The 26,857-nt window shown below is 64.0% G+C and carries 22 protein-coding genes and 3 pseudogenes; 17 read left to right on the top strand and 8 right to left on the bottom strand.

Annotated elements, in window-relative coordinates; all coding sequences use genetic code 11:
- Positions 1 to 19 precede the first annotated feature (19 nt).
- The 4 genes from ASE00_RS17795 to ASE00_RS17780 form a co-directional block, all read right to left on the bottom strand.
- Positions 20 to 862: an acetoacetate decarboxylase family protein gene (locus ASE00_RS17795; protein ID WP_082594823.1), complete on the bottom strand. Its 843-nt coding sequence runs from the start codon at positions 860 to 862 to the stop codon at positions 20 to 22.
- Between the two features lie 75 nt (positions 863 to 937).
- Positions 938 to 2,617, bottom strand: coding sequence for a dihydroxy-acid dehydratase (locus ASE00_RS17790; protein ID WP_082594851.1), 1,680 nt, complete (start codon positions 2,615 to 2,617; stop codon positions 938 to 940).
- A gap of 9 nt (positions 2,618 to 2,626) precedes the next feature.
- Positions 2,627 to 3,409 (bottom strand): alpha/beta hydrolase family protein, encoded by a 783-nt coding sequence (locus ASE00_RS17785; RefSeq protein ID WP_056382824.1) that lies wholly within the window; start codon positions 3,407 to 3,409, stop codon positions 2,627 to 2,629.
- Positions 3,409 to 4,209 (bottom strand): SDR family NAD(P)-dependent oxidoreductase, encoded by an 801-nt coding sequence (locus ASE00_RS17780; protein WP_056382821.1) that lies wholly within the window; start codon positions 4,207 to 4,209, stop codon positions 3,409 to 3,411. Before ASE00_RS17780 ends, ASE00_RS17785 begins: the two co-directional genes overlap by 1 nt.
- Before the next feature lie 207 nt (positions 4,210 to 4,416).
- Between ASE00_RS17780 and ASE00_RS17775 the strand changes: the two genes are divergently transcribed.
- Complete coding sequence (locus ASE00_RS17775; protein ID WP_056382819.1) at positions 4,417 to 5,394, top strand: LysR family transcriptional regulator; 978 nt, start codon at positions 4,417 to 4,419, stop codon at positions 5,392 to 5,394.
- A 25-nt stretch (positions 5,395 to 5,419) separates the two neighbouring features.
- Here ASE00_RS17775 and ASE00_RS17770 read toward each other — a convergent pair whose 3' ends face one another.
- From ASE00_RS17770 to ASE00_RS17755, 4 genes are all read right to left on the bottom strand, one after another.
- Positions 5,420 to 6,541: an LLM class flavin-dependent oxidoreductase gene (locus tag ASE00_RS17770; protein ID WP_056382817.1), complete on the bottom strand. Its 1,122-nt coding sequence runs from the start codon at positions 6,539 to 6,541 to the stop codon at positions 5,420 to 5,422.
- A gap of 58 nt (positions 6,542 to 6,599) precedes the next feature.
- Entirely contained in the window at positions 6,600 to 7,484 is an 885-nt protein-coding gene (locus tag ASE00_RS17765) for an MBL fold metallo-hydrolase (RefSeq protein WP_056382816.1), read from the bottom strand.
- 9 nt (positions 7,485 to 7,493) lie between these two features.
- Positions 7,494 to 8,882 (bottom strand): LLM class flavin-dependent oxidoreductase, encoded by a 1,389-nt coding sequence (locus ASE00_RS17760; RefSeq protein WP_056383360.1) that lies wholly within the window; start codon positions 8,880 to 8,882, stop codon positions 7,494 to 7,496.
- Positions 8,883 to 8,963: 81 nt separating this feature from the next.
- Positions 8,964 to 11,246: a TonB-dependent receptor gene (locus ASE00_RS17755; RefSeq protein ID WP_056382814.1), complete on the bottom strand. Its 2,283-nt coding sequence runs from the start codon at positions 11,244 to 11,246 to the stop codon at positions 8,964 to 8,966.
- A gap of 289 nt (positions 11,247 to 11,535) precedes the next feature.
- On the opposite strand from ASE00_RS17755, the gene ASE00_RS17750 reads away from it, so the two are divergent.
- The 16 genes and pseudogenes from ASE00_RS17750 to ASE00_RS24110 all read left to right on the top strand — a co-directional run.
- Positions 11,536 to 12,534 carry a LacI family DNA-binding transcriptional regulator gene (locus ASE00_RS17750; RefSeq protein WP_056382813.1) on the top strand — a complete coding sequence of 333 codons (999 nt, stop codon included), beginning with the start codon at positions 11,536 to 11,538 and terminating at the stop codon, positions 12,532 to 12,534.
- Between the two features lie 50 nt (positions 12,535 to 12,584).
- Positions 12,585 to 13,913: a histidinol dehydrogenase gene (gene hisD, locus ASE00_RS17745; protein ID WP_056382811.1), complete on the top strand. Its 1,329-nt coding sequence runs from the start codon at positions 12,585 to 12,587 to the stop codon at positions 13,911 to 13,913.
- Between the two features lies 1 nt (position 13,914).
- Positions 13,915 to 14,679: an SDR family NAD(P)-dependent oxidoreductase gene (locus tag ASE00_RS17740; protein ID WP_056383359.1), complete on the top strand. Its 765-nt coding sequence runs from the start codon at positions 13,915 to 13,917 to the stop codon at positions 14,677 to 14,679.
- Between the two features lie 361 nt (positions 14,680 to 15,040).
- Positions 15,041 to 17,404, top strand: a complete 2,364-nt coding sequence (locus ASE00_RS17735; protein ID WP_056382808.1) for a TonB-dependent receptor — start codon at positions 15,041 to 15,043, stop codon at positions 17,402 to 17,404.
- A 276-nt stretch (positions 17,405 to 17,680) separates the two neighbouring features.
- Complete coding sequence (locus ASE00_RS17730) at positions 17,681 to 19,504, top strand: flavin-containing monooxygenase (RefSeq protein WP_056382806.1); 1,824 nt, start codon at positions 17,681 to 17,683, stop codon at positions 19,502 to 19,504.
- An 86-nt stretch (positions 19,505 to 19,590) separates the two neighbouring features.
- The gene (locus tag ASE00_RS17725; protein WP_200957963.1) at positions 19,591 to 20,013 is read left to right on the top strand and encodes a hypothetical protein; all 423 of its coding nucleotides are present in this window, start codon (positions 19,591 to 19,593) and stop codon (positions 20,011 to 20,013) included.
- A 146-nt stretch (positions 20,014 to 20,159) separates the two neighbouring features.
- The gene (locus tag ASE00_RS17720; RefSeq protein WP_056382803.1) at positions 20,160 to 20,999 is read left to right on the top strand and encodes an alpha/beta hydrolase; all 840 of its coding nucleotides are present in this window, start codon (positions 20,160 to 20,162) and stop codon (positions 20,997 to 20,999) included.
- Between the two features lie 55 nt (positions 21,000 to 21,054).
- Positions 21,055 to 21,483 carry a GlcG/HbpS family heme-binding protein gene (locus ASE00_RS17715; RefSeq protein WP_056382801.1) on the top strand — a complete coding sequence of 143 codons (429 nt, stop codon included), beginning with the start codon at positions 21,055 to 21,057 and terminating at the stop codon, positions 21,481 to 21,483.
- A 232-nt stretch (positions 21,484 to 21,715) separates the two neighbouring features.
- Positions 21,716 to 22,294 (top strand): TetR/AcrR family transcriptional regulator, encoded by a 579-nt coding sequence (locus ASE00_RS17710; RefSeq protein WP_200957962.1) that lies wholly within the window; start codon positions 21,716 to 21,718, stop codon positions 22,292 to 22,294.
- Between the two features lie 355 nt (positions 22,295 to 22,649).
- Entirely contained in the window at positions 22,650 to 22,850 is a 201-nt protein-coding gene (locus ASE00_RS17705) for a hypothetical protein (RefSeq protein WP_156405502.1), read from the top strand.
- Positions 22,851 to 23,280: 430 nt separating this feature from the next.
- On the top strand, positions 23,281 to 24,282 hold the full coding sequence (locus ASE00_RS17700; protein WP_200957961.1) for a cyclase family protein: 1,002 nt from the start codon (positions 23,281 to 23,283) through the stop codon (positions 24,280 to 24,282).
- Positions 24,283 to 24,295: 13 nt separating this feature from the next.
- Positions 24,296 to 25,234, top strand: a complete 939-nt coding sequence (locus ASE00_RS17695) for a 3-keto-5-aminohexanoate cleavage protein (protein ID WP_056382797.1) — start codon at positions 24,296 to 24,298, stop codon at positions 25,232 to 25,234.
- Between the two features lie 91 nt (positions 25,235 to 25,325).
- Positions 25,326 to 25,430: pseudogene (locus tag ASE00_RS23615) on the top strand (electron transfer flavoprotein subunit beta/FixA family protein); the annotation flags it as partial.
- An 86-nt stretch (positions 25,431 to 25,516) separates the two neighbouring features.
- Positions 25,517 to 25,784 (top strand): annotated as a pseudogene (locus ASE00_RS24115) (electron transfer flavoprotein subunit beta/FixA family protein); the annotation flags it as partial.
- 1 nt (position 25,785) lies between these two features.
- On the top strand, positions 25,786 to 26,446 hold a 661-nt coding region (locus ASE00_RS17685; RefSeq protein ID WP_235538727.1), incomplete at its 5' end, for an electron transfer flavoprotein subunit beta/FixA family protein.
- Positions 26,443 to 26,857 (top strand): annotated as a pseudogene (locus tag ASE00_RS24110) (electron transfer flavoprotein subunit alpha/FixB family protein); the annotation flags it as partial. The gene ASE00_RS17685 and the pseudogene ASE00_RS24110, both read left to right, overlap by 4 nt.

Genomic DNA, 26,857 nt, shown 5'->3' with positions numbered 1-26,857 from the left:
GTCCTGGTCCTCCTGTCGTTCAGTTGAGTATCGTCTGGTCGCGGAAGTCGAGATATGTGGTGCCTTCCATGACGAAGGCGTCGAGCGGGGCTGATTGCTCCAGCGCAGCCAGTTTTTCGACGATGTGATATTGCGTCGGCATGTCCTGCCACGTCGGAACGTTGAAGCTGATATGGCCGGTGCCCACCCGGACGGCGGGCGCCGGTTGCGGGTCGGCCAGGTTCGCCGCACCGGGCACCGGGGACAGCGTGAGATAATCGGCATCGGCGGTCTCCCACTGCCCGCTGCGCGGGATATATTTGTGCGCGATGATCCCCGACCCCACGCTCGCACCGATGTCCGCGACCAGTGCGGGGGCGGCCGGCGCGTCGCAGGCGAGCTTCATCTCCGCAAAGGTGAATCCTTCCCAGCTGGCGCGGATGTGCGTCTCGCCGTTGAGGTGGCGAGGATCGGGCAACTGCGCATAAAGCTTGGGGTGGCCGAGCTGCTCACGTCCGGTGATGATCGGATCGCCCATATTCTCCCACATCACGGCGGTGAAGACGCCATCGATGGCCTCGCCCCCCGTACCGGCATGGCGCACCGGGATCATCAGCGACAGGATGTTGTAACCCCGTCCCGCGAGCCAGGGGATGTCCCGCAGGCAGAAGAAATGAAATTGCGCCATCGGGTCGCCGCGCAGCACGAGACCCTTCGGAAGCAACGCGCTCAACTGGTCGTGGCGGCCGAGAACGCGCACGACGTAACGGCTGAACCTGATCGGACCGGGGCGATAGTCCGCATGGGGTGGCGCTTGGCGCGGTCCGGCGGCGACGCCGAAACTTGTCGGCATGATGCGTATCGTCGGGCTAGGTGCGGTCATGATGATGTCGTCCAGTCACGTGGTTGGCCCGCGCCGTCCCCGCCGAACGGCGGCATCGCGCGGGCTGGATGTCTCTCAGCCATAGGAATGGGTGGGGGCGCCCAGATGGGTGGGGCCGACCGTGCGGGCATATTTTTCGCCCACGCCGCCATTCCAAAATCTGGACGGCGGCAGAACCGCGCGGCGGCGCGCGATTTCCTCGTCCGATATCTTGAAGTCGATCGTCCCGCGCTCGGCGTCGATCCGGATCGTGTCACCGTTCTGGACGAGGGCGAGCGGACCGCCGCCATGCGCCTCCGGCGAGACGTGGGCGACGCAGAGTCCGCCGGTTCCTGCTGGCCAGCGCCCGTCGGTGACGAGGGCGACTTCCTTGCCCATGCCGCGCTGGCGGATCGGCATCGGCACGTCCAGCATTTCCCGCATGCCAGGGCTGCCGCGCGGTCCCTCACCGCGGACGATGATGACCTCACCGGCGCTGAAATCCCCCGCCGCGATGCCCTGGCGCGCGGCCGCGTCGCCATCGAACACGCGCGCGGGCCCTTCGAAGACGAGGCTGGGAATGTCGGCGGTCTTCACGATGCAGCCCCCGGGGGCGAGGTTGCCTTGCAGGACGACGATGCCGCTGTCGGGCTGGAAGGGATTGTCGCAGGGCCGCACGATAGTCCCGTCGGGCGCTGCGGCCCCGGCGAGGGCCTCGGCCAGCGGGCGTCCGTCGTTGGTGAGCGTGTGCGGATGTAGCAACCCGCCGTCGAGCAGCGACTTGAAGATCACGGGCAGTCCGCCGACGCGATGCAGATCGATCAATGCGTGCGGGCCGTTGGGTATCAGGCTGGTGATGCGGGGCGTGCGCCGCAGGATCTCCGCCATGTCCTTCAATTCGAACTTCACGCCCGCCTCGTTGGCGATCGCCGGCAGGTGCAGCAGCATGTTCGAAGAACCGCGCGTGGCCGCGACGACGGTGACCGCATTTTCGAGGCTCTCGCGCGTCACCCAGTCGCGCGGGCGGGGACCGCCGTCGAGCAACAGCTTCACTGCGCGTTCGCCGGCTTTGCGCGCCAGCGCCAGCCGCTCCGAAAAAACCGCAGGGATCGTGGCCGTGCCCAGCGCCGAGAATCCCATGATCTCCGCGCAGGTCGCGCCGGTGCTCGCGGTGTTGAGGCCCGGGCAGGTGCCGACCGACACCATCGCGTCTCCGTTCAGCCGCTCGAGCTCTTCCTCGCTGAGCTCGCCGTTGAGCACCTGGTCCATATCGCCGAACACGCGATAGAAGTTGACGTGTTCGCCGTTTTGCCAGCCGCGAAGCGCGGCGCCGCCATGAACATAGACCCCGGGGATGTTGACCCGGGTCATCGCCATCATCATGCCGGGGACGGTCTTGTCGCATGCGCCCAGCGTGACCGCGGCGTCGTAGCGCTGACCTTGCAGGACGAGTTCCACCGAGTCCGCGATCAGTTCGCGTGAGATCAGGCTGAATTGCGGCCCATGCTCGTGCACCATCGTCCAGACGTCGGATATCGATACGGTCGAGAATTCGCGCGCCGTTCCGCCCGCCACCTCGACGCCAACCTTCGCCGCCGCGGCTTGCGGGGCAAGCGACATCACGCAGGGGCTGACCTCCGCATGGGTATGAACGACGCCGACAAAGGGTTTGGCGATAGCCTCGTCATCAAGGCCGGTCGCCCGCAGATGCATGCGATTTGCGACACGCATCGGGCCCTCGACGGTGGCTCTGGAGCGCCAGGCCGGGTCGGTCATCATTATCTCCTAGAGACGCTCGTCGCCGCCGCCGCCAAGCGCGGCCGCGATGAAATCGAGAAGTTGGTCGAGCTGTCCCGGGGCGGTCAGCGAATGGCCGCCCGCAAAGCTGTGCAGGCATTTGTCGGCAGAGCCGATGGCATCGAACAGGGCGCGCTGGCCCGATGTCGAGAAAATCTCGTCGTCCAGCTTGATCTGGAACAGGACCGGCGTGCGCATCCGGCGCGCGCCATCGAGCAGGTCGCTTTCCTGGCCCCAGTCGGTGCCCCACATGCCGAGCGCCGCCGCCTTGAGGCGGTCGTCCGCGGCGCAGAGCGGAATGCCATAGGCCGTGCCCATCGACATGCCGAACCATGCGATGCGATCCGCGTCCGCCCAGCCATGCTGCAGCACGGCATCCAGCGCGATCCGCCAGTCCGATACATATCCATCGATACCGGGCGCGGTCCGCCAGTGACGCTCGAAGATGCCGAGCATTTCCATCAGCTCGGGTTCGTCGTCGCGGCGCTGGCCGTGGATGGGGCCGTCGATGAGCAGGACCGCGCTGTCGATCCGGTCGACGATCGTCCTGGCCAGTTCATCGGTGCGCTCATGACGCTTGTGGAACGGGCCCCCATGCTGAAGCAGCGTGAGCGGCGTGCGATCACCGCGTGGGGCACGGGCGTTCCAGAAGCTGGCGGGTATCGCGCCGCCGGGATGCCGTATGACGAAGTCGAAACACGGGGCTGACGTGTCGCCGTCCAGATCGATGTGGATGCGCATCTCGGGATCTCGCTCGAAACGGGAGGCCATCAGTCGGCCGTCATGCCGCCGTCGATGACGATTTCGGCGCCGGTGATGTGGCGCGCGGCGTCCGACGCGAGGAAGCACACGGTCTCGGCAATTTCCTCGGCAGAGGCCGGTACGCCGATCGGAACCATCGCCGCGGCGACCTCGTGCACGTCGAGCGTCCCCGAAGCACCGGCCGAACCGGCCAGCATGCTCGCCTCCTTGGCGTCGTGCTTGTGCCAGGCCGGCGTGTCGACGACGCCCGGGTGAACCGAATTGACGCGAACCTGGTTGCGCAGATCGGCGCATTCGAGCGCGATCGCCTTGGTCATCATGCGGACGGCGCCCTTGGCCCCGCAATAGGCGGCCATGCGGGCCTTGCCCTTCAATCCCATGATCGAGGAGATGTTGATCACGGCGCCGCCGCCCGAAGCCGCGATCCTGGGAATACCATGTTTCATGCCCAGGAAGGCGCCTTCGACATTGATCGCCATGACAAAGCGGAGATCGTCGAGCGGCATGGAAAAGCTGTCCGCCAGGATCGACTTGCCCGCGCAGTTGACCACGATGGTCAGCGCATCTTCGTGCGCGTCGCACAGGCCGAAAGCGGCTTCCCAGTCGGCTTCGATCCGGACGTCGAGGGTGACCGCGCTGGCTCGGCCGCCGGCCTGCGCGATCAGTTCGACCGTACGATCGGCCCCGGCACGATCGAAATCGGTGACCCACACATGTGCGCCGCGCGCCGCGAGGGCGAGGCTGGTCGCCCGGCCGATCCCGCTTCCGGCCCCAGTGACCAGTGCCGCTTTTCCATCGAACCGTGACATGCCTTCTCCTGTTGATCGATCTTCCGGGAGCGCAGCGCCCAGCGCGGCCGCCTGCACATCGTCCTGCTCACCGATCGCGAACCCTTGGTCCGCATTGTCGGCACCGAGATTAGGTCGACGCAACCAGTCGGACTAGCGCGATAAAAATTATACTATCCATAGGCCTTGGCCTATGGATTAATCCGTAACAACAAGGGGAGCCTGCCTATGAATCTCCGCAGCCTGCGCTATTTTCTGAAGGTCGCCGAATATGGCAGCATCACCCGCGCGGCCGTGGGCCTTCACATCACCCAACCGTCGCTGACGCAGCATCTGCGGCATCTGGAGGAGCATTTCGGCCTGCCGCTGTTCATGCGCCACGGACGCGGTGTCATCCTGACCGAAGCGGGCAAGACGCTTCGCCTGAAGGCGGAGATTCTTCTCGACGAAGTCGACGGCCTGAAGAGCCAGCTCGAGACCAGCCAGTCCCGGCCGCATGGGACATTGTCGGTAGGCATGCCGATTTCCTGGTCCGAACTCGTGACGAATCCGGTCATCGAACGATTTCGCCGCGAATTTCCCGACGTTCACGTCAAGCTCGCGATCAACGCCAGCGAAGCGCTGGCCGATGCCATGAACGCGAACGAACTCCAGCTGGCCGTACTCGTGGAGACCGACGAGCAGGACAGCTTCTGGTCGCACCCACTGGTGGAGGACGATCTCTTCTTCTTGGGGCCTGCCGGTTCGCAGCTCCAGGCACTCGGGCCCGTCACGCTGCGGGATGTGGCCAGCTATCCCATGATCCTGCCGCTCAACCTGACGATGGTCATGCGGCGCATAGACCGGGTACTGGTATCGGCAGGGGGGACGCTGAATACGGTGATCGAAACGCCGTCGACCAACATCCTCCCGCTCGTGGCGCGCGGCCTGGGCTATACGATCCTGTCCGCCTGCGCCTTGCCCCCGGCCGGAGCGGACGGGGCTTTCGAGGCGATACCGATAACCGACGCCTCGATGACCTGGTCGATCGCGACACCGAAGAACCGGCCCAAGACCGCGGCGGTTTCCGCCTATGAGCGGTTCCTGACCGAGCAGGTAGCCGAAGTCGTATCGTCGGGCCGCTGGCGAACCGCCCGGATGAAGGTCCGTTCCGACAACAAGGCCGCCGCCGGGGACGCCGACGGCGTCGCCAAGTTGAGGCTGTGATGCCGGGCTGCGGTGGCGGGGCCCGTCACGCTGCCGCGAAAGGCTTTCGAAGACCGGCCTGTTCGAGGAGCGGCAGCACATCGCGGTTGAACCGCTGCGCGCCATCGACAAAATCGATCCAGGTCAGCAGCACGCCGTCCAGCCCCGCATCCGACAACATGGTCAGCCGTTCGGCGATGCGCCCGGCGGTGCCAACCAGCGGGAAGCCGCCGAAACCCGCGGCGTAGCGGGTGCGTACCGCCTCCCATTTTTCGCGGGGCATGTCCTTCACCTCGGGAACCGACAGCGCGATCAGGCCATCGATACTCTCGCGATCCTGGTGCCGGACCGCATAATAGTCGACGAAATCGTCCGCTTCGCGCTGCGTGTCGCGCTGGACGACATAGCTATGCGCCCAGACCTGGACATCGCGGCCGAACTGCTCGCGCGCCATGTTCTTGTACTTCTCGATCTCGGCGCGGATGCTTTCGGGCGCCTCCGAATGAATACCGATGAAGCACAGATCGGCATGCTCGCAGGCGAAACGCCGGCCGCGGTCCGAATGCCCGGCGTTCATGATCGGCGGGTGCGGCCGCTGGACCGGCTTCGGATTCGAGATCGCCTGCACGACATCGAAGAAGTCGCCATGATGGTCGAACTCTTCGGTCGATCGCCATAGCCGCTTCAGGATATCCAGCCATTCTGCGAGATAATCGTAACGCTGGTCGTGCTCGCGCAGCGGCGCGCCGAACATCTCCAGCTCGGGGCGGTTCCATCCTCCGACGACGTTGAGCGCGAGCCGGCCGTTGGAAATGATGTCGATCGTCGCGGTCTGCTTGGCGACCACGATCGGATGGATGGTCGGCGCGTGCGACGTGACGAACACGCCCACCTGGCGAGTCGCCTGTGCAATGGCGGCCGCCCATGTGAAGGGATCGAGCACCTCGCCCGAGACGTGATTGGGCTTGGCCTTGATATAGCCCTTCCAGCGGGCATAGGGCACGACCGCTTCATATCCGGCGCGGTCGACTTCGCGCGCGACCTCGAGCGCGAGGGGCCATGTCAGCTGATTGGCTTCGGGCGCGAGCGAGTGGGTGGCCCCGCGGCCATTGGTGCAAAATGTTCCGAGCTTGAGCTTGTTGTCGTTGAACACGGGATTGGTGCTCATGGGGCTCCCCTCTCCTGAAGCTGGGCGGTGATGCCGGCAAACGGCCGGGAGCTGACGATCAGCTTTCCTCGACTTTCCAGGCATCGCCGTGGCGCCGCACATATACGCCGGACGACCCGGCGAAATGCGCGACCAGCATCATCGCATCATTGTCGCAGGCATGGGCCAGCATGGCCCGGCGGGTGGCGATGGCGCGTTCCTCGTCCCAGCAGAAATTGCTGCAGACGTGTGGCAGTGCGGCCTGCAGGGGATGATGGATCACGTCGCCGCTGATGATCGCCTCTGCGCCCTCGGATGATATGAAGATCGAGCAATGGCCGGGCGTATGCCCCGGCGTGGGCTTGAGCCGGACGCCTTCGACGATCATATGATCGGGTTCGACCAGTTCGGCGAGGCCGGCGTCGAGGATCGGCTGCACCGAATCCTCGAAGATCGCCTTCGCCTCCTCCGCCATATCGGCGGCCGCATAGGCAACTTCTTCGCGGGCGAACAGATATCGCGCGTTCGGGAAGGTCGGCACCCAGCGGCCGTCGACGAGCATCGTGTTCCACCCGCAATGATCGACGTGCAGATGCGTGCACAGCACGAAATCGATGCTCTCGCGCGGAAAGCCCGCTCGCTCCAGCCGCGCCAGAAAGGGATTGTCGAGCCGGTCGAGAAGCGGATGGCCGCGCGGCTTGTCGTTGCCGATGCAGGGGTCGACCATGATCCGCTTGCCGCCGGCTTCGATGATGAAGGCCTGGAAATGCAGGATGATGTCGCCATCCTCCGTGGCGAAGGAAGGGCATAGCCAATCGCGATGCTCGAGGATCTCGCGCCGCGTCGCCTGAATGAACATGGCCGGGTCGAATGGCGTCGGCGGCAGTTCGAGCACCCGGGTCACGCGGACGTTGCCGAAGGCCCAGCGCCGGAACGTCTCCAATATGGTCGAACTTTCCTGCATCGTCCTATCCTAAGCAGTCTCGTGAGGCATCGCGTCCCGCCGATGGCGAAAAGCTGCACCGGGATGATCAGCGGGAAGGCGCGCGGCGCCTTCGGGAAACATCTTCTCGCGCATCGTGCCGGGCGCATAGCCGGTCTTGTAGCGGCCGCGCGTCTGCAACTCGGGCACGACGAGATCGATGAAGGATTGCAACCCCGCGGGTTCGGCGGTGCGGACAAGATTGAAGCCGTCGAGGCCGGTATCGTCGATCCACGAGATCATCGCGTCGCAGACCTGCCCGGGCGATCCGACGATGAACGGCTCGCGCCCCGGCACGTCTTCGAAGGCGGCGATATCCCGCACCCGGACCTTGCGGCCGCCATTGTAGCGCGTCATCGCCTCGACCGCCGACTGCATCGCATTGCTTTCGATATATTCGATCGGATCATCGGGATCATAGCGCGACAGATCGATGCCCAGGAAGGAGGACATCATGGCAAGATTGCCTTCCACGCTGCTGTAGTCCGCATATTGGCGCTTCAGGTCGAGCGCCTCCGCCTCGGTCGGCGCGACGATCACGGTCACCGCGTTGAAGACCTTTATGCTGTCGGCGGTGCGGCCGGCTTCCTGGGCTGCCCTGCGGTAGCTGTCGACGATCCGTCTGGCGCTCGCCTTGTCATTCGCCGCTGTGAAGGCCGCCTCGGCGTGCCGCCCGGCAAAGACGGTGCCTCGTCCCGACGACCCCGCCGCATAGATGAAGGGAGTCCGCTGCGGTGACGGCTCGCAGGCGTGATAGCCTTCGCAGCGATACTGGCCGTCGTGGACGATCTTCCGGACGCGGGCGGGATCAGTGAAGATGCGCGCAGCCTTGTCGCGCACCGCGGCGTCATCGTCCCAGCTCTGTTCCCAGAGCTTGTAGACGAGGTCCATATAGTCGTCGGCCAGATCGTAGCGCTTGTCGTGCGGCACAGGCTCGACACCCATCGCGCGCGCAGCTGACGCGAGGATGCCGGTCACGACGTTCCAACTGAGCCGTCCGCCGGTAAGCTGATCGAGCGTCGAGAGGCGGCGCGCGAGCAGATAGGGCGGTTCGTACGTCGTGTTGGCCGTTACGCCGAAGCAAAGATGGCGGGTCGCGGCGGCCATCGCCGGGATGAGCATCATCGGATCGTTCGACGGGAACATTCCACCTGCGCGCATCACCGCGTCGGGCTTGCCCTGATAGACGTCGTTGACGCTAAGCGTATCGGCAAGGAAGATGCCGTCGATAAGGCCGCGCTCGGCGGTCCGCGCCAGTTCGATCCAGAAGTCCAGCTGGTTATAGCGTTCGCCCTGGGCCTTGGGATGCGCCCAGAGCCCGGTCCAGGCTTGGGCAGGGGAAGCCATGTAAAAGGCGTTTACGAGGATTTGCTTGCTCATCGATGACTCCATCGTGCGGCATGGCGCCATGAGCACAAGGTTTGCGGGCGCCGGAAAAACATCCTGGCGCCCGCTCGTCGATCAGAACTTGAACGATACCGTAGCGCCATAGGTGCGCGGCGCGGCAGCACCCGACTGGAAGCCTGCGGTGCCGGCCGGTCCGACCGATTCCTGGGTGACCGAATAATATTTCACATTGCCCAGGTTCTTGCCCCACACGCCCACCGTCAGCCATTCGAGCGAGGCCGGGGTGAAGTTGAGCGAGGCGTTCACCAGCGTCACCGCCTTCTCGAACACGAAATTATCCGGGTTCCAGGCGAAGCGGCCGGTGTAGGACAGGCTGACGTCGCCCACCCATTCGCCAATGCTGCTGTCCATCTTGTAATTGGCGCCGGCATTGAAGCTCCACTTTGCGACGTTCGGCAGGCGGTTCCCGCTCGCGCCATCGGCGGGCACGGGGCAGGGGCCGCCGCTCTGCGCAGTCGACGGCCCCGTGATCGAGGTGCCGTTGAGACAATAGAAGGGCGCATTGATGTAGCGGACATATTTGCCATCGAGATAGGTCGCCGCGCCCCGCAGGGTGAGCCCGCGCGTGGGAACCGCTTCGATCCCGATCTCGCCGCCCTTGATCCGTGCCTTTTGCGCATTGGTCAGGATGATGCCGGGGATCAGGCCCTGGACGTCGACGGCGAGCACCTGCGGATTCTTGATGTCGTTCCAGAACAGGGCACCGTTGAGGCGCACGCGGCGATCGAACAGCTCGGTCTTCAGGCCCACTTCATAGGAGTCGATGACCTCGGGAAGCGCGGGAGGCGCATCCAGCGGGAAGGTTTTGAAGGCTCCCGACTTGTAGCCCCGGCTGATCGACGCATAACCCATCACGTCGTCGCTGAAGTGATGATCGATGGCGCCTTTCCAGGTCAGTTTCTTGAACTGCTTGGTGTCGCGATAGGTGGGTGACGTCCCCTTCAGATCATCGATATTGTAGCGCAATCCGAGCGTCAGGTTGGTGTTCTCGAGGATCGGCGCCGTCGCCTGGCCGAAGGCCGAATAGCTGTCGATGATCTGCTTCGACCGGATCTCGATCCGGGCAGCGCCGAAGGCGTCGCCATATAAGGTGATCGGATTATATTTCACCATGCTGTGCAGATAATAGGCGCCCAGGATCCATTCGATGCGGCTGCCGCGCGTCGACTTGAGCTGGAATTCCTGGGTAAGCTGCTTATCTGCGCTCTTCAGGTCGCCGTTGAGCAGATTCTGCGAGGTGATGTCCGCGTCGAGACGGATCAGCTCCTTCGAGTTGCGGAAACCGGTGATCGAGACCAGATCGGCGAAACCGAGCCCCTGATCGATGCGGAGCGATCCGCCATAGCCTTCCGCGCGCGCGAATTGCGGCAGGTCGTTGCGCGTGTCGTAGAAGTGATCACCCGGCACGTCGGCGAGCGATGGCAGGCGCACCGGCGGGTTCGGATAGCCAGGGGCGACGATGGCGGCGGACGACGCATATGTCCCGCTATGCCGGTCGTTGACCATGCCGATATCGCCCTTGCTATAGGCATAGAAGCCGACGAGCTTCACCCGGGTGTCGTCGCCGGGTTCCCAGAGCAGCTTGGAGCGGATCGTCGCGAACTTCTCCGTGAAGATGTCGCGGCCCGTCGCCAGGCTCTTGCCCCAGCCGTCACGTTGATCGGTGCCGGCTGCCGAGATATTCCAGGACAGGGTGTCGGTGAGCGGGGTGGAAGCGTAGAACTGGCCGCTCCACCGTTGATAGTTCGCATAGCCGAGCGTCGCATTCACTTCGGTCCGCTGGCCGGGATCCTTGGTGAACATCTGGATCGCGCCGCCTGACGAGTTGCGTCCGAACAGCGTGCCCTGCGGCCCCTTGAGGACTTCCACCCGCTCCACGCTGTTGATCGCGAGATAGGCGGTCGAGAGACGCGTATAATAGAGATCGTCGATATAGACCGGCACGCTCGACTCGTTGCCGAGATTGCCGCCGGCCGCGTTGCCGATGCCGCGCAGGAAGGGGAGATAGACGCCGACCACCTGCGGAATATTCAGCGACGGATCGACCATCGTGAGTTCCTTGACGGTGGAGACGCCACTCGCCTGCAGCGCGGGGCCGCCATAGGCCGTGATCGACACGGGAACGTCCTGGAGCTTCTGCTCGCGGCGCTGCGCGGTCACAACGATGTCCTGCAACTGTTCGTCGGCCGGGGCGCTGGCCTCGGCCGCCGCGGGGGCGCCGCCGGCCGCGCCCTGCGCCAGGGCGGGGAGCGGTGTGAGGCCTGAGCACAGCAGCAGCGCCAGGCGTATCGGCGCGCCACCGGTGAGGCGTCTCGCTATAGGTTCGCGGTTGTTCATCTTTCCCCTCCCATTCTGCTTTTCTAGCTGATCCATACTGGCGCTGTCGCAGCTTTCGCTGCGCCGGCGCCGTGCTCGCGGCGACTGCTCGAGGCACTGGAGCGTTCGGCCGCTGTTGCGGGGCGGAGAATTAATCCTGTGGGAACCGCAGGACTAGGGCGTTAAAATTTATACGATCTATAGGCAATTTCCTATGCCTATCGCCTATATGGTCTGAAGGACCCGGCAGCGGTCGGCGGAGGGTCCAGAGCGGGTTGCCGCGCCGATCGATACCGATAGAAGTCAGCATATGACTGACAACTCCTTTCGGAACCCCACCGCGCATGACGTCGCGCGTCTTGCCGGCGTTTCGCAGTCTGCCGTGTCCCGCGCCTTTACCGAGGGCGCCAGCATCTCCGCCGAGAAGCGCCGGCGGATCATCGCCGCCGCCGACCAGCTCGGCTACCGCCCCAACATTCTCGCCCGATCGCTGATCAAGGGCAGCTCCAAAGTCGTCGGAGTCGTATTCGGGCAGTTCGAAAACCCCTTTTTCGCGCAAGCGCTGGAATGCTTCTCGGACAGCTTCGCGAGACGAGGCCTGCGCATGTTGCTGTTCACGGCGCAGACCAATGCGACCGTCGATGAACAGGTCGCCGAGCTGCTGAGCTATCAGGTCAGTGCGGTGATCCTAATGGCCGTCAATCTTTCCTCCAAGCTGGCCGCGGAATGCGCGCGGTCCAATATCCCCGTGGTGATGTTCAATCGCACCACCGAGGGGGATCACGCCGCCTTTGCGGTCACGGGCGACAATCGGGCCGGTGCGGCTGCGATCGCCACGCATTTCGCCGCGACCGGGCGGCGGCGGATCGCTTTCATGGCCGGTTACGAGGACAGTTCGACCAGCCGTCAGCGCGAGGCCGCCTTTCTGGCGGCGCTCGTACGGGCCGGACTCCCCGCGCCGCGCCGAGTCGCGGGCAATTACAGCAGGGAAGGCGCAATCGCCGCGACGCGCGAGCTGTTCGCTTCGCCGTCCGACCGGCCCGACGCCGTCTTCTGCGCCAACGACATGATGGCCATCGCGACGATCGAAACCCTGCGGAGCGAGTTCGGAATCGAGCCGGGAACAAGCTGCTCGGTGGCCGGGTTCGACGATATTCCGATGGCCGGCTGGCCCAGCTTTTCGCTGACGACCTATTCCCAGCCTGTCGAGAAAATGGTCGCCCACGCCGTTGCCTTCATCACCGGCGAAGATGGCGGGCGGGCCAGTGTGATCGTCCCGGGAAAACTGATTCTGCGCGACTCGGCTTGACCTTCCTTTCGATCGGGCTATGTTTTGCATACGTATGCAAGGAGTCAGATATGGCAGTCTATCTAAAGCGTGGCGCAACGGCTGAGGCAAAGGCCGATCGTGATCGCTCGGTACGGGATACGGTCGAGGGCATCCTTGCCGACATCGAGGCCCGCGGCGATGTCGCGGTGCGCGAGCTTTCGATCAGGTTCGACAAATGGGACCGGGAATCCTACCGCCTGACCCCATCCGAAATCCAGGATTGCATGGATCAGCTGAGCGGGCAGGACCTCAAGGATATCGAGTTCGCGCAGACGCAGGTGCGGAATTTCGCCCAAATCCAGCGTGACAGCATGAAGGACGTCGAGGTCGAGACGCTGCCCGGCGTCGTGCTGGGTCATCGCAACATTCCGCTGAACGCGGCAGGTTGCTACGTGCCCGGCGGCAAATACCCGCTGCTCGCGTCGGCGCATATGAGCGTGATCACCGCGAAGGTGGCGGGCGTGCCGCGGGTGGCGACGTGCGCGCCGCCGTTCAACGGCAAGCCGGCACCCGCGATCGTCGCGGCTCAGGCCATGGCTGGCGCTGACGAGATATATTGCCTGGGTGGCATTCAGGCGGTCGCGGCGATGGGCATCGGCACGCCGTCGATCGCGCCGGTCGACATCCTCGTCGGGCCCGGCAACGCGTTCGTCGCCGAGGCCAAGCGCCAGCTTTTCGGCCGGGTCGGCATCGACCTGTTCGCAGGGCCGACCGAGACGCTGGTGATCGCCGACGAGATCGGCTGCGACGGCGAACTCGCCGCGACGGACCTGCTCGGCCAGGCCGAGCATGGCCCCGACAGTCCTGCCGTGCTCCTGACGACCTCGGAAAAGCTGGCGCGGGATACGATGGCGGAGATCGAGCGGCTGCTCGAAATCCTTCCCACCGCCGAGCATGCCCGCAAGGCATGGCACAGCTATGGAGAGGTGATCGTTGCGGAAAATGACGAGGAAATGCTCCGGATCGCCGATGAGATCGCGTCGGAGCATGTCCAGGTAATGACCCGCGATCCCGGCTATTTCCTCGAGAATATGACGAATTATGGCGCGTTGTTCCTCGGTAGCCGGACGAACGTCAGCTATGGCGACAAGGTGATCGGCACCAACCACACCCTGCCGACGAAGAAGGCGGCGCGCTACACGGGCGGTCTCTGGGTGGGTAAGTTCCTGAAGACCTGCACCTATCAGCGTATCCTGACCGATGAGGCGTCGGCGATGATCGGCGAATATTGCAGCCGCCTTTGCGCGCTCGAAGGCTTCGCCGGCCACGGCGAGCAGGCCAATATCCGTGTCCGCCGGTACGGCCATCGCGACGTCCCCTATGCGGGCCGGGCCGAGCCTCTGGTCGCGGCCGAATGATATGATCCTGCCCACGACACCCAGCTTCCGCCTCGATGGCCGTCGCGCACTGGTGACCGGGGCGGGGCGCGGCATCGGCCTTGCGCTCGCCGCTGCGCTTGCGGAGGCGGGCGCGACCGTGACGCTTGCGGCGCGCACCGCCGCCGAGATCGAAGCGGGGGCGGTCGCGATCCGCGATGCCGGGGGCCAGGCGGAAGCCGTCTGCCTCGACGTTTCGGATCTGGCGGCGGTCGATGCCTTCTTCGCCGGCCGGCCCGCCTTTCACATATTGGTCAATAATGCGGGCACCAACCGGCCGAAGGCGATGTGGGACGTTACCCCAGCCGATTTCGACGCGGTCCTCGACCTCAACATCAGGTCTGCCTTCTTCGTTGCGCAAGGCTGCGCGAAACGGATGATCGCTGAAGGTCAAGAGGGGAGCCTGATCCACATCGGCAGTCAGATGGGGCATGTGGGCGGGCCGAACCGTTCGCTCTATTGTGCTTCCAAATGGGCGATCGAGGGTATGAACAAAAGCTTCGCGCTTGATCTGGCGCCGCACGGGATCCGGTCCAACACGATTGCCCCGACCTTCATCGAGACGCCGATGACGAAGCCCTTCTTCGAGAACGAAGCCTTCCGCGAAAGCGTGCTCGCCAAAATCAAGCTCGGCCGGATCGGAAGGGTCGAGGACATCATGGGCGCGGCGCTCTTCCTGGCGTCCGATGCGAGCGCGCTGGTGACCGGCACAAGCATCGTCGTCGACGGCGGATGGACCGCCGAGTAGCAACGCCCCATCCTATCCGGCCCGCGCGCGTGGCGCGCGGGCCGGCCGCCGCAGCTTGCAGGGCATGGCGGCCACGCGCCGTTCGCGGCCCCGCCGCCCACCGTGCGGCCCCGGCCCCCTGCACGTTCTGCGCCGCTCCGCCCGGCGCGTCGCACGGGCATTTTGTTTGCCGGAAACTATCGCGGTCTCTGTGGGGCGCGGCCGGGCGCTGGTGACCGCCCGACGATGCCCGGCTCCCGTCATCGATCGCCCGCGCAAGATGGGGGTGATGCTGGACTGAGATTAGAGCGCCGGAGCCATCCCGGATAAACATAGGGCGACAAACCGGCATCAAGCCGCGGAATAAGGGGAGGAGTGGTAGATGAGCTATTCTAACAACATGCCGTTGCAAGGTCGCGCCGCGCGGAAGGTGACCGCCTGGATGTGCGGGATTGCGTTGGGGGCGATCGCCTCCCCGCAGGTTCATGCGCAGGCGTCGGCTCCGCAGCCGGCGGCCGACGAGCAGGGTATCGGCGACATCATCGTCACCGCCCAGAAGCGTTCGGAATCGGTGCAGAAGACCCCGTTGGCGATCACCGCCCTTGGCGGGGAGACGCTGCGGACCGCGGGCATCTCGACCATTTCGGCCGTCGTCCAGAGCGTGCCGAGCCTCCAGCTTGGCCAATTCTATGGCGTCGCCAATGTGACGCTGCGCGGCGTCACGCTGAGCGCGATCAATGCGGGCACCGAAAGCCCGGTCGCATTCCATGTCGACGGCGTCTATTATGGTCGCCCCGCCGCAGTGCTCAGCAGCTTCTTCGATGTCCAGCGCGTCGAGGTCCTGCGCGGTGCACAGGGTACGCTGTACGGCCGGAACGCGAGCGGCGGTTCGATCAACATCATCACTGCCGATCCCACCGCGAATCTTTCGGGCTTCGCTCAGGCGACCTACGGAAATTATAATCACCTGAATCTCGAATCCGCCGTGAGCGGTCCGCTCTCCGAAAAGGTGCAGGTCCGCCTCGCCGGGCGCTGGGATCATCGCGACGGCTATGGCATCAACGAGGCGACTGGCCGCGATATCGATGACAATAACGAACGGGCGATCCGCGGCAAAATCAAGATCCTGCCCACTGAGAACCTGACGGTCCTCCTCGAAGGTGATTATTCCCGCGCCCGCTCCAACGCGGCGATCCATCTGCAGGGTTCGGTGACCGGCGGGCCGATCTTCGGCACGCAGTCCTCGATCTTCGGGACGCCCTTCGTGCCTGGGCTGGCGGCAAGCAAGCTGCGCAATGTTTCACAGGACGTGGATCCGTCCTTGCGCACGCGCTTCTGGGGTTTCGGTTCTACGGTCAGTCTGGAACTCGGATCGGTCACGTTGCGGTCGATCAGCGGCTACCGCCGTTCCCAATCGGTATCGGTGGGCGACATCGATCTGACGAGCGCGCCGCTTGTCTCGCCCTTTGGCATCTCCGACGATGCCAATCAGTTCAGCCAGGAACTGCAGCTTGTTGGCCAGGATGATCATGCCAACTGGATCATCGGCGGCTATTATTTCCACGAAAAGGACGATGGCCGGGAGGTCAGCGCGTTCAGCACGGTGTTTGCCGGAGCAGTGCCGGCCACCAATGCGCGGGGCCTATATTCCGGATCGCGGGTGACGACCGATGCCTATGCGATATTCGGCCAATATACGCGAAAGTTCACCGACGAATTGAGCGTGACCGTCGGAGGGCGCTACAGCATCGAAACCAAGGGTCTGATCAACCAGAACAATTTCGATCTCGCCACCCCGTTTGATTATTCGAAGCTGTTCGACAAGCCGGCGACGTTCGCAATTCAGTGCGGGAAGGGGCTGCCGACGATCGGTTATGCCGGCACTGGCGTCACGTGCCGGCCGAAGGAGACGTTCAAGGCCTTCACGCCCAAACTGGGCGTCGATTATCAGGTGACCCCGCAGACGCTGCTCTACGCTTCCTACACGCGGGGCTTCAAGAGCGGCACGTTCAACCTGGGCGTCGTGCAGGATGCGGTCCGGCCGGAAAAGCTCGATGACTTCGAACTGGGCGTCAAGAGCACGCTGATGGACGGCCGTCTGCGTGCCAACGTCGCCGGCTTTTATTATAACTACAAGGATGTGCAGGCTTATAACGGCCTGCCCACCCAGACCTATCTGGAAAACGCCGCGACCGCGAAAATCTATGGTGTCGAGACCGAGCTGGTGGCGCGTCCCGTCCCGGAGCTGCAGTTCGACCTGAGCGGCTCATGGCTTCATGCCACCTATGACAATTACAAGGCATATGATCAGCTACGGCCCGGCGGCGACGGCGTGACGCTGGTCCCCAACCTCGGCAGCACCGGTTTTCTGAACGGCTTCGATCTCAAGGGTAACCGCCTGCCGCAGGCACCCCGGATTTCGGGACGGCTGGGCGCGGCCTATACCTTCTCGTCCGATATCGGCGAGTTCACCCTGCGCGGCGAAGCGGCGTACAAGAGCAAGATGTACATCACCCAGTTCAACACCGACCCGGTCGGTGCGGTCCGGGCGCATACGCGCTTCAACGCGTCGCTCAATTACGAGCATAAGGATGGCCACCTCACCGCCAGCATCAATGCGAAGAATCTTGGTAACAAGGTCTTGCTGACCAATGGTTTCGCGGGAACGCCGTTCGTGGGCGGCCTGATCTCGGGTTATCTCGAGGCGCCGCGCACCATCGATTTCACCGTCGGGTACAAATTCTAGGAAGAGGGCGGGAAGGAGCGGTTTTGCAACGATGGGCGGTCATGGCCGCTCCTTCCAGAAACCATTTGTAACCGAACCCGCGAAGACGAATATCTTGACAAACGGAGCAGTGCTCCGTATTGGTCGTGCCAACCGAAGGGGAGGTGTTTTCCCAAGCGGGAGAGCACCGAAAAGCGATCGAGGCGAGGACGCCGGGCCAGGCCGCCAAAGTGCGGCTGATGCCACCGCGTCAACCGGCAGGGCGGGCCGCCCAGGTTAGAATGTGGAGATTAGGATATGTCTGACAATCAGGTGAAGACCCTGGATATCAAGGCCCTCCGCGCCAAATATGACTATGAGCGCGACAAGCGTATTCGTCCGGATGGCGAAGCCCAATATATGGCCCCGGTCGGCAGCCACGAAAGATTCATCACCCATGACCCCTTCGCCGACGGGGTCAAGGACCGTGCTCCCCTCACCGACGAAGTCGAGGTGCTGATCCTGGGCGGCGGGTGGACCGGTTTGCTGGCCTCCGTCCGGTTGGCGGAGCAGGGCGTCGACGACATCCGGATCATCGACGACGGCGCGGACTTCGGCGGGACATGGTACTGGAACCGCTATCCCGGCGCGCAGTGCGACATCGAGAGCTATGTCTATATCCCGCTGCTCGAGGAAACAGGCTACATCCCGAAGGAAAAATACTCCTACGCCCCGGAAATGCACGAGCATGCCCAGCGGATCGCCAGAAAATACGGACTTTACGAGAAAGCCGTGTTCCAGACCCGGGTCGAGAGGATCGACTGGGACGAGACGAGCAAGCGGTGGATCGTCAGCACCAATCGCGGCGACACGATCAAGGCTCGTTTCTTCATCTGCTGCATCGGGCCATTTTCGCGGCTGCGGCTCCCCGACATTCCGGGCTTCGACGAGTTCGAAGGGCACAGCTTCCACACGGGCCGGTGGGATTATGCCTATACCGGCGGCGATCACGGCGGAAACCTCACCAAGCTTTCCGACAAGAAGGTTGCTGTGATCGGGACGGGCGCGACCGCGGTCCAGGCGATTCCCCATGTCGGCAAGTGGGCCGAGCATCTCTATGTCTTCCAGCGGACGCCGTCGTCGATCGACGTGCGGGGCAACAAGCCGACCGACCCGGACTGGATCAAATCGCTCGCACCCGGTTGGAAACAGGCGCGCAGCGACAATTTCGACAGTGTGGTGCGCGGTGAGCCTTTCGAGGTCGACCTGGTCAGCGATGGCTGGACCGAGATCTTCCGCAAGGTGCCGATCGTCCATGTGATCGGCGCCGTCGACCAGGCGGACAAGGACGCCGTGGCCGAGCGCAAGGCCCGGCTCGAATATGCTGACTTCGAAAAAATGAGCGAGATCCGCGCCCGGGTCGATCAGTTCGTTTCCGATCCTGATACCGCCGAAGCGCTGAAACCCTGGTACGCGCAATTCTGCAAGCGGCCTTGCTTCAACGACGACTATCTGCCGACCTTCGCTCGTCCGAACGTAACCCTGGTCGACGTCAGCGGAACGCGTGGCGTCGAGCGGATCACGAAGAAGGGGATCGTCGCCAACGGCCAGGAATATGAAGTCGACTGCATCATCTACGCGACCGGTTACGAGGTGAGCGGCACGTTCCGGCGCAAATATGGCTTCGGCGTGTTTGGCAAGGACGGCCTCGATCTGTTCGATTATTGGGAACAGGGCATGCGGACGTTCCATGGCCATTCCGTCCACAACTTCCCCAATTTCTTCATCGCCGGATGGACGCAGGTCGGCGCTTCGTGGAACTTCTGCGCCGTCGCAGCCGCGATCACGGAGCACGTCGCGCATATCGTCGCCGCGACGCGCAGGATCGGCGACGATGCCGTGATCGAGGCGACGCAAGAAGGCGAAGATGCCTGGGTCAGCACCATCAGGTCTTTCGCCGGGTTCAACGACGCTTTTCTCGAAAGCTGCACCCCCGGCTATTACAACAACGAGGGTAAGTTCAAAGAGACCGTCGCGACCTTCCCCTATGACCAATATGCGCCGGGCCTGAAGGCGTTCCAGGTGATCCTCGGCGACTGGCGGGCGTCCGGGGCTATGGATGGCATGGCCATCACCAACTGAACCGGGCGTGCACCGGAGCGGGAGGCGGGCAGCTTCTCGCGCCGGTGACCGCTGCGCAAGCAACCATGATCTTGGAAGGAACGGCTATGAATACGACCACGAAATTTACCCAGGGCAGCGCCGAGTGGTTTGACATGTTGGGGACCATCCTGTGCGATGCCGTCCGCAACGCCGATCTTCCCCCCGGCCACACCGTGTCGTTCGTCGAGCGCTATATCGATAGCGAGGAACTGGCGCCCGGACTGATCAAGGGTTTCCGGTTCGAAATCAAGAATGGCGAACCGTCCTATCGCCCTGGGGTCGCCCCCGACGAAATGGGCGACGTGACGATCGACCTCACCGTCAAGGCGGCGCGCGAACTCAACCTGCTCTACACTGCGGATCCCCGGTTCCGGGAGCAGTTCGACCATTATATCAGCATCGGCGAAGCGATCTTCCACGGCGACATCGCCGATGTCGGCGAATGGATCCATACGATCCACGATCCGATCGTCGACCGCACCTGCTGATTGCCGGCTGGGGGGCGCGGCCTTCGGACGGGTGGAGCGGGCCGTTGTCCCTCGCGGCGCGAGCCACCAGCCGGCGGTCACTCTGCGGCGCGTTGATCGTAGCGTTATGTTCGGGGGCTGCGCTGGCCCGAAAGGATGCCCGACCCATGCGAATTGATGCCTATCCGCCGCAGGAACCCTTGCCGGAGGTCGCGCGACGGTTCCATGAAACCCTGATGGCGCGCGCCGAAGGGATTGAAGGCGACGAATATTCCTATGGCGCGGATCCGAGCCAGTCGCTGATCGTCTTTCCCTGCGAAAAGCCGGGAGGCCCCGTGCTGTTGTTCATGCACGGGGGAGGGTGGACCAACGGCTATAAGGAGCAAATGGCGTTTCTCGCGCCGCCGCTCAACGCTGCGGGCTTCACCCTGGTCAGCAGCAGTTACAGGCTTGCCCCGAACCATGTCTTCCCGGCCAATTTCGACGATGCCGCCGATGCCGTCGCGAGGACATGGCGCCTCGCGGCGACGCATGGCTATGATCGTGATCGCCTCTTTGTCGGCGGGCATTCGGCGGGCGGCCACCTGGCCGCATTGTTGGCGGTGCGTTCGGATTGGCAGGCACAGCGCGGTATCCCCGGCCAGAGCGTCAAGGGATGCCTGCCGATTTCGGCGACGTTCGACTTTACGCCAGGGTCGGGCTCTTCCGTGCGACCCCGCTTCCTGGGTCCGGAGGGTGTTTTCAACGAAGTGGCCGCGAGCCCGATATTTCAGCTCGGCTCGGGCGCGCCACCCTTTCTCGTCGCCTATGGGGAGGAGGATTTCGCCCATCTGCGGACGCAGGCGGCGAAGTTCGTCATGGTCGCGCGCGCCAAAGGCGTTCCGGTGGATATGCTGGAGATAGCCGGCGCCAACCATGTCGATGCGTTGCTGATGGCCACCCGGGCCGACAAGCCTTGGATGGGCACAGCGACGGCGTGGATGCATGCCGTCGCGCGACGCTCGTGATGCGTCGGGCCGGCTGCCGTGCGATCGTGCCGGCGCCACCTGTCAGGGAGACGGCATGACTATGATATCGCTCGACCAAGCTGAGGCCGTGATCGGGGGAGCGCTGGCGCGTGCGGCGGAATTACGGCTCAAGCCGCTGACCGTAGCGATCCTGGACGCGGGCGGCCATCTCGTCGCGCTTGCCCGCCAGGACGGTAGCTCGAATCTGCGGCCCGCTATCGCCATCGCAAAGGCTTCGGGGGCGCTCGATCTTGGCGTTTCCAGCCGGAAGATCGGCGAAATGGCGGCCGAACGCCCGACCTTCGTCGCTTCATTGTCGGCGATCGCCGCGGCGGGGGTGGTGCCAGCAGCAGGTGGTGTGATCGTCGAGGACGGCCATGGCCGCGTGCTCGGCGCCATCGGCGTCACCGGCGATCTCTCCGACAATGACGAAATCTGCGCCGTGGCAGGCGCCGAAGCCGCCGGGTTGCGAACACTGCCCTGATACGGTTCGACCGCGACATTCACGGCGTGGGTGGTCTTGCCGTACCGTCCCCGGCGTACCTGTTTCGAGCGGTCGCCGATGGCGACGGACCTCCTGCGCCGAAGGGATGGTCCTTTTCAAGTGGCCACCCCGTCCTTTGCTCTGTATCGTCCGGCCGGCTGATGTCGATCGGTGCTCCGTTTTCGGAGTTCCGGCTCGAGCGGCTTGCCGGAACGATACGGAAGAGAAGGCTATGGCATCGAAAGCTCTAGCGCCGCAGCCCGCGATTCGGGCGGATGCCAGGCGGAACCGGGAGATCATACTCCAGGTCGCCCGGACGGCTGTCGCGCAGGACGGAACCGAGGCGTCGTTGCGCAAGATCGCCCGCGATGCCGGGATCGGGCTGGGCACGCTCTATCGCCATTTTCCCACCCGCGACGCGCTGCTCCAGGAAATCCTGCAAAGCAGTTTCGACGAGCTGACGCGGCGGGCCGATATTCTGGCGGGCATGCATGACCCCCTGGAGGCGCTCGAAATCTGGGTGGACGAACTTGTGGCGAGCACCTCGACCCATCAGGGCCTGGCCGCATCGATGGTCGACAAGCTTCGGGAGCCGGCGTCCTCGCTATATGAGGCCTGTGCCTCGTTGCGGAGAGCGGGTGACAGGTTGCTCGGCGCGGCGCAGTCCGCCGATCGCATCCGACCCGATATGGAGGGCGCTGACCTCATGTCGCTTGTGTCGGCAATCGCGTGGCTTACTGATCGCGAGGCTCTGACAGTCGAGCGGCGCAGGCATTTGTTCAATCTGATCATGGATGGCCTGAAGAAATAGGCAAGCCTCCTGCTCAGCCGCTCATGCCAAAGAAACATATCTACGAATATTTCGGGCGTTCGTCTGGCGGAATATTGCGATATTCCCAATCCGTTTCCGAGATGAGGCGCTGCAACCCCTGAAATAGCTGGGATATTCGGAAGAAGCCGGCCGGTGTTGCCGATGCCGCCCAAGCCGGCGGTCTTGAATCCCCGTATGATATTTCAAATCTGTTCCTGTCGGCGCTTTGCGCCGGCGCGGCCGGCTGGATGGCGCGAATGACGGATGAAGGCAGGCGTTGCACTGCAACGCTCGGCCCTCTCCCCGTTCCGCTGTCCATGCCGGCCATGGCCAAACGAACAGCAAAGGGATGAAGATGACCTACGAGATTGTCGGCCGGGACGGACAGGCCGTGGTCGAGGTGCCATGCGATGAGAAGTTCGCGGTTCAGGGCTGGGCGCTGGAATGGGCCGGGCACAATGCTGACACCGACGAGTATATCATCAGGCGCGACCGACGGGATTGGTCGAAGCTATACCGCACGGCCGGTGGACAGTGGTATCTCATGAACGCCTGACGCCTGTTCGCTTCGCTTAGAACATCTCCGCATCGAGCGCGGCCAGTCTGGAACATGCCGCTGGCCGTGCTCGTGACGCCGGATGCGCCCCCGACATATGGGGCATCGCCGCTGCCGCACATGCAATCTGCGGCGCGATGTCCGGCGGGCGCCGCGCGTCCTCGATCCCCCTTATCCGGTTCCGATATCGCGATTTTGCCGATCTCGGATTGAGATTGGCGGACATCCCGGCGGCAAGCGATAAGCCGGGACAAGTTTGGCGCAGGTCGCACTGGCCCGCGGCATCCGGTCTTCGGACCTGTCAGCGCATTCGCCGTAACCAGCTGATTTTGCTGCGAAGTGTTGGGGGCCTGAAGCCGCCCCTGGCTGCGGCGATGTGCCGCTGGCTGACGATGTTGAAAATGGATCGAGAAGAGGAACTAGAATGGACATGGCGAGCATGCCCTCCGAGATGCCGATTATTCCCGCGCCTGTCCTGGAGCGCAACCTGACCCGCGCCGATCTGGATGCGATGGCGGCGAAGGTCCGCAACTGGGGACGATGGGGCCCCGACGACGAGGTCGGCACCCTCAACTTCGTCGGCGAGGAGGAGGTCCGCAACGCCGCTGCACTTGTCCGCAAGGGGCGTGTGATCTCGATGGGCATGGATTTCAATTTCCAGGGCCCGCAGAAAGGCTGGGGCAACCGCTTCAATCCCATCCACACGATGTTGCAGACCGGGACCGACGCCGTTTCCGGCAACCAGGATTGGAACGGCATACGCTATGCCGACGACATGGTGACCATGCCGCTCCAGTGCGGGACGCAGTGGGACGCGCTGGGCCATGTCTTCTTCGACGAGCAGATGTGGAATGGGTACGACGCCCGTCTCGTGGACTCCACCGGTGCGAAGAAGAACAGCATCGACAAGACCAAGGACCGGATGATCGGTCGCGGCGTCCTGCTCGACGTCGCCCGCTTCAAGGGCGGTTATCTCGACGATGGGTACGGGATCAGTTCGGCCGAGCTCGATGAATGCGCCGCCGCCCAGGGGATCGAAATCCGGCGTGGCGACTATGTCATCGTCCGCACCGGCCACATGGAGCGTTGCGTCGACCGTGGCGATTGGGGCGGCTATGCCGGTGGCGCTGCGCCGGGCCTCCGCTTCGAAACCGCCGAATGGGTTCATCGCAAGGAGATCGCGGCGATCTGCCTCGACACCTGGGGATGCGAGGTGCGTCCGAACGAGAGTGCCGACCCTACGCAAATCAACCAGCCGTGGCATTGGATCGTCATTCCGATGATCGGCATCAGCATGGGCGAGATATTCAACCTGCGCGAGCTCTCCGCCGATTGCGCGGACGATGGCGTCTACGAGTTCATGTTCTGCGCCCCGGCGCTGCCGATCACCGGCGCGGTCGGTTCCCCAATCAACCCGCTCGCGATCAAGTAAGGGATCAGAGGCTATGGCCGCCAAGCAAAAGAACATCATCGTCACCTGTGCGGTAACGGGGTCGATCCACACCCCATCGATGTCGCCCTATCTGCCGATAACTCCCGAGGAGATCGCCAACGAGGCGCTGGCGGCGGCGGCGGCGGGCGCATCGGTGGTGCATCTTCATGCCCGTGACCCGGAAACCGGACGCCCGACCCAGGACGTCGATCTGTTCCGGAAGTTCCTGCCGCGCATCCACCGCGAATCCGACGTGGTCGTGAACATCACGACCGGCGGCGCGCCGACGATGCTGGCCGAAGAGCGGCTGCAGCCCGCCCTGCAGCTCAAGCCGGAAATCGCATCGCTCAACATGGGGTCGATGAATTTCGGCCTGTATCCGATGCTGGCGCGGTTCAAGGAGTTCAAACATGATTGGGAGCAGCCCTATCTTGCCGGGTCGGACGATCGGGTGTTCCGCAACACGCTGAAGGATATCCAGTACATCCTAGAATCGTGCAGCGACAACAACACCAGGTTCGAGATCGAATGCTACGACATCGGGCACCTGTACACGGCAGCGCATTTCATGGATCGCGGCATCCTGAAGGGGCCACTGCTCATCCAGTCGGTGTTCGGCCTGCTCGGCGGCATTGGTCCGCACCCGGAGGACGTACACCATATGAAACGGACCGCGGACCGCCTGTTCGGGGACGATTATTACTGGTCGGTGCTCGGCGCGGGCCGCAGCCAGATGCCGATCGCGACGATGGCCGCGACGATGGGCGGAAATGTTCGCGTTGGACTGGAAGATTCGCTCTGGATCGGGGCCGGCAAGCTCGCCGAAAGCAATGCCGACCAAGTCCGCAAGATCGTCGCAATCCTGGACGAACTCGGTCTCAAGCCGGCGACGCCGGACGAGACCCGCAGTATGCTGGGCCTCAAGGGTCGCGATGCGGTTTCCTTCGAATAGCGGGTCTTGCCGAAGTCATGGCAGACGTGAAGCCGCACCCCGAGGATAGGCTTCGAGCGCCGCTTTGCGGCTGCCATGAAAGGGAAGAGAGATGAAAGTCCTGGTGCCCGTGAAGCGGGTGATCGATTACAATGTGAAGCCGCGGGTGAAGATGGACGGGAGCGGGGTTGACCTTGCGAACGTCAAGATGTCGATGGGCCTCGAACCACTCGCGCGGCGCCCGTTTCCATTCTTCGGCCGCCTGGTTGAGGACGAGGTATCCGCACGCTCCTCGACCAGCCGATGAAAGTCCTGGTGCCCGTGAAGCGGGTGATCGATTACAATGTGAAGCCGCGGGTGAAGATGGACGGGAGCGGGGTTGACCTTGCGAACGTCAAGATGTCGATGAACCCGTTCGACGAGATCGCGGTCGAGGAGGCTATCCGCCTGAAGGAGAAGGGCGTGGCGACCGAGATCGTCGCGGTATCGATCGGCGAGCAGAAGGCGCAGGAGACGCTGCGCACGGCGCTGGCGATGGGTGCGGACCGCGCGATCCTGATCGTCAGCGAGANGATCGTCGCGGTATCGATCGGCGAGCAGAAGGCGCAGGAGACGCTGCGCACGGCGCTGGCGATGGGTGCGGACCGCGCGATCCTGATCGTCAGCGAGAGTGAGGTCGAGCCGCTGGGCGTCGCCAAGCTGCTGGCGAAGATCGTCGAGGAGGAGGCTCCCGGCCTCGTCATCCTCGGCAAGCAGGCGATCGACGACGACAGCAACCAGACCGGCCAGATGCTCGCGGCGCTGACCGGCCGTCCGCAGGGCACCTTCGCTTCGAAGGTCGAGGTCGAGGGTGACAGCGTCAAGGTGACCCGCGAGGTCGATGGCGGGCTCGAGACGGTGAGCCTCAAGACCCCGGCGATCGTCACCACCGACCTGCGGCTGAACGAACCGCGCTATGCGTCGCTGCCGAACATCATGAAGGCGAAGTCGAAGCCGCTCGCGCAGAAGACCCCTGCCGATTACGGCGTCGACGTCACGCCGCGCCTCAAGACCCTCAAGGTCGCGAAGTCGAAGCCGCTCGCGCAGAAGACCCCTGCCGATTACGGCGTCGACGTCACGCCGCGCCTCAAGACCCTCAAGGTCGAAGAGCCGCCGAAGCGCTCGGCGGGCATCAAGGTCGCCGATGTCGACGAACTGGTGGCGAAACTCAAGGCGATGGGAGTCGCGGCATGAAGACGCTGGTCTGGGTCGAACATGAGGGCGGCGCGGTCAAGGACGCGACCCTCTCCACCGTCACCGCTGCCGCGAAGCTGGGCGAAGTCCATCTGCTCGTCGCCGGCCAGGGCGTCGGCGGGGTCGCCGAGGCGGCCGCCAAGATCGCGGGGGTGGGCAAGGTCCATGTCGCCGACGACGCGGCCTATGCCAATGCGCTGCCGGAGAATGTCGCACCGCTGGTCGTCGAGCTGATGGGCCATCACGACGCCTTCCTCGCGCCTGCGACCGCCAACGGCAAGAATATCGCGCCGCGCGTCGCAGCCCTGCTCGACGTGATGCAGATCTCCGAGATCCTGTCGGTCGAGAGCGAAGACAGCTTCACCCGCCCGACCTATGCGGGCAACGCGATCGCGACCGTCCAGTCGTCCG

It is taken from the genome of Sphingomonas sp. Root710, from assembly GCF_001429065.1.
In the GTDB taxonomy this organism is placed as follows: domain Bacteria; phylum Pseudomonadota; class Alphaproteobacteria; order Sphingomonadales; family Sphingomonadaceae; genus Rhizorhabdus.
Note: the sequence above shows the minus strand (reverse complement) of the source record. Positions and strands in the feature narration are given on the sequence as shown.

Coding starts and splice junctions, on each gene's coding strand:
- ASE00_RS17725 (WP_200957963.1), top strand. CDS start 19,591: ATGAATACGACCACGAAATTTACCCAGGGCAGCGCCGAGTGGTTTGAC.
- ASE00_RS17775 (WP_056382819.1), top strand. CDS start 4,417: ATGAATCTCCGCAGCCTGCGCTATTTTCTGAAGGTCGCCGAATATGGC.
- ASE00_RS17795 (WP_082594823.1), bottom strand. CDS start 862: ATGACCGCACCTAGCCCGACGATACGCATCATGCCGACAAGTTTCGGC.
- ASE00_RS17770 (WP_056382817.1), bottom strand. CDS start 6,541: ATGAGCACCAATCCCGTGTTCAACGACAACAAGCTCAAGCTCGGAACA.
- ASE00_RS17765 (WP_056382816.1), bottom strand. CDS start 7,484: ATGCAGGAAAGTTCGACCATATTGGAGACGTTCCGGCGCTGGGCCTTC.
- ASE00_RS17785 (WP_056382824.1), bottom strand. CDS start 3,409: ATGGCCTCCCGTTTCGAGCGAGATCCCGAGATGCGCATCCACATCGAT.
- ASE00_RS17755 (WP_056382814.1), bottom strand. CDS start 11,246: ATGAACAACCGCGAACCTATAGCGAGACGCCTCACCGGTGGCGCGCCG.
- ASE00_RS17740 (WP_056383359.1), top strand. CDS start 13,915: ATGATCCTGCCCACGACACCCAGCTTCCGCCTCGATGGCCGTCGCGCA.
- ASE00_RS17695 (WP_056382797.1), top strand. CDS start 24,296: ATGGCCGCCAAGCAAAAGAACATCATCGTCACCTGTGCGGTAACGGGG.
- ASE00_RS17710 (WP_200957962.1), top strand. CDS start 21,716: ATGGCATCGAAAGCTCTAGCGCCGCAGCCCGCGATTCGGGCGGATGCC.
- ASE00_RS17730 (WP_056382806.1), top strand. CDS start 17,681: ATGTCTGACAATCAGGTGAAGACCCTGGATATCAAGGCCCTCCGCGCC.
- ASE00_RS17780 (WP_056382821.1), bottom strand. CDS start 4,209: ATGTCACGGTTCGATGGAAAAGCGGCACTGGTCACTGGGGCCGGAAGC.
- ASE00_RS17705 (WP_156405502.1), top strand. CDS start 22,650: ATGACCTACGAGATTGTCGGCCGGGACGGACAGGCCGTGGTCGAGGTG.
- ASE00_RS17760 (WP_056383360.1), bottom strand. CDS start 8,882: ATGAGCAAGCAAATCCTCGTAAACGCCTTTTACATGGCTTCCCCTGCC.
- ASE00_RS17790 (WP_082594851.1), bottom strand. CDS start 2,617: ATGACCGACCCGGCCTGGCGCTCCAGAGCCACCGTCGAGGGCCCGATG.
- hisD (WP_056382811.1), top strand. CDS start 12,585: ATGGCAGTCTATCTAAAGCGTGGCGCAACGGCTGAGGCAAAGGCCGAT.
- ASE00_RS17720 (WP_056382803.1), top strand. CDS start 20,160: ATGCGAATTGATGCCTATCCGCCGCAGGAACCCTTGCCGGAGGTCGCG.
- ASE00_RS17715 (WP_056382801.1), top strand. CDS start 21,055: ATGACTATGATATCGCTCGACCAAGCTGAGGCCGTGATCGGGGGAGCG.
- ASE00_RS17750 (WP_056382813.1), top strand. CDS start 11,536: ATGACTGACAACTCCTTTCGGAACCCCACCGCGCATGACGTCGCGCGT.
- ASE00_RS17700 (WP_200957961.1), top strand. CDS start 23,281: ATGGCGAGCATGCCCTCCGAGATGCCGATTATTCCCGCGCCTGTCCTG.
- ASE00_RS17735 (WP_056382808.1), top strand. CDS start 15,041: ATGAGCTATTCTAACAACATGCCGTTGCAAGGTCGCGCCGCGCGGAAG.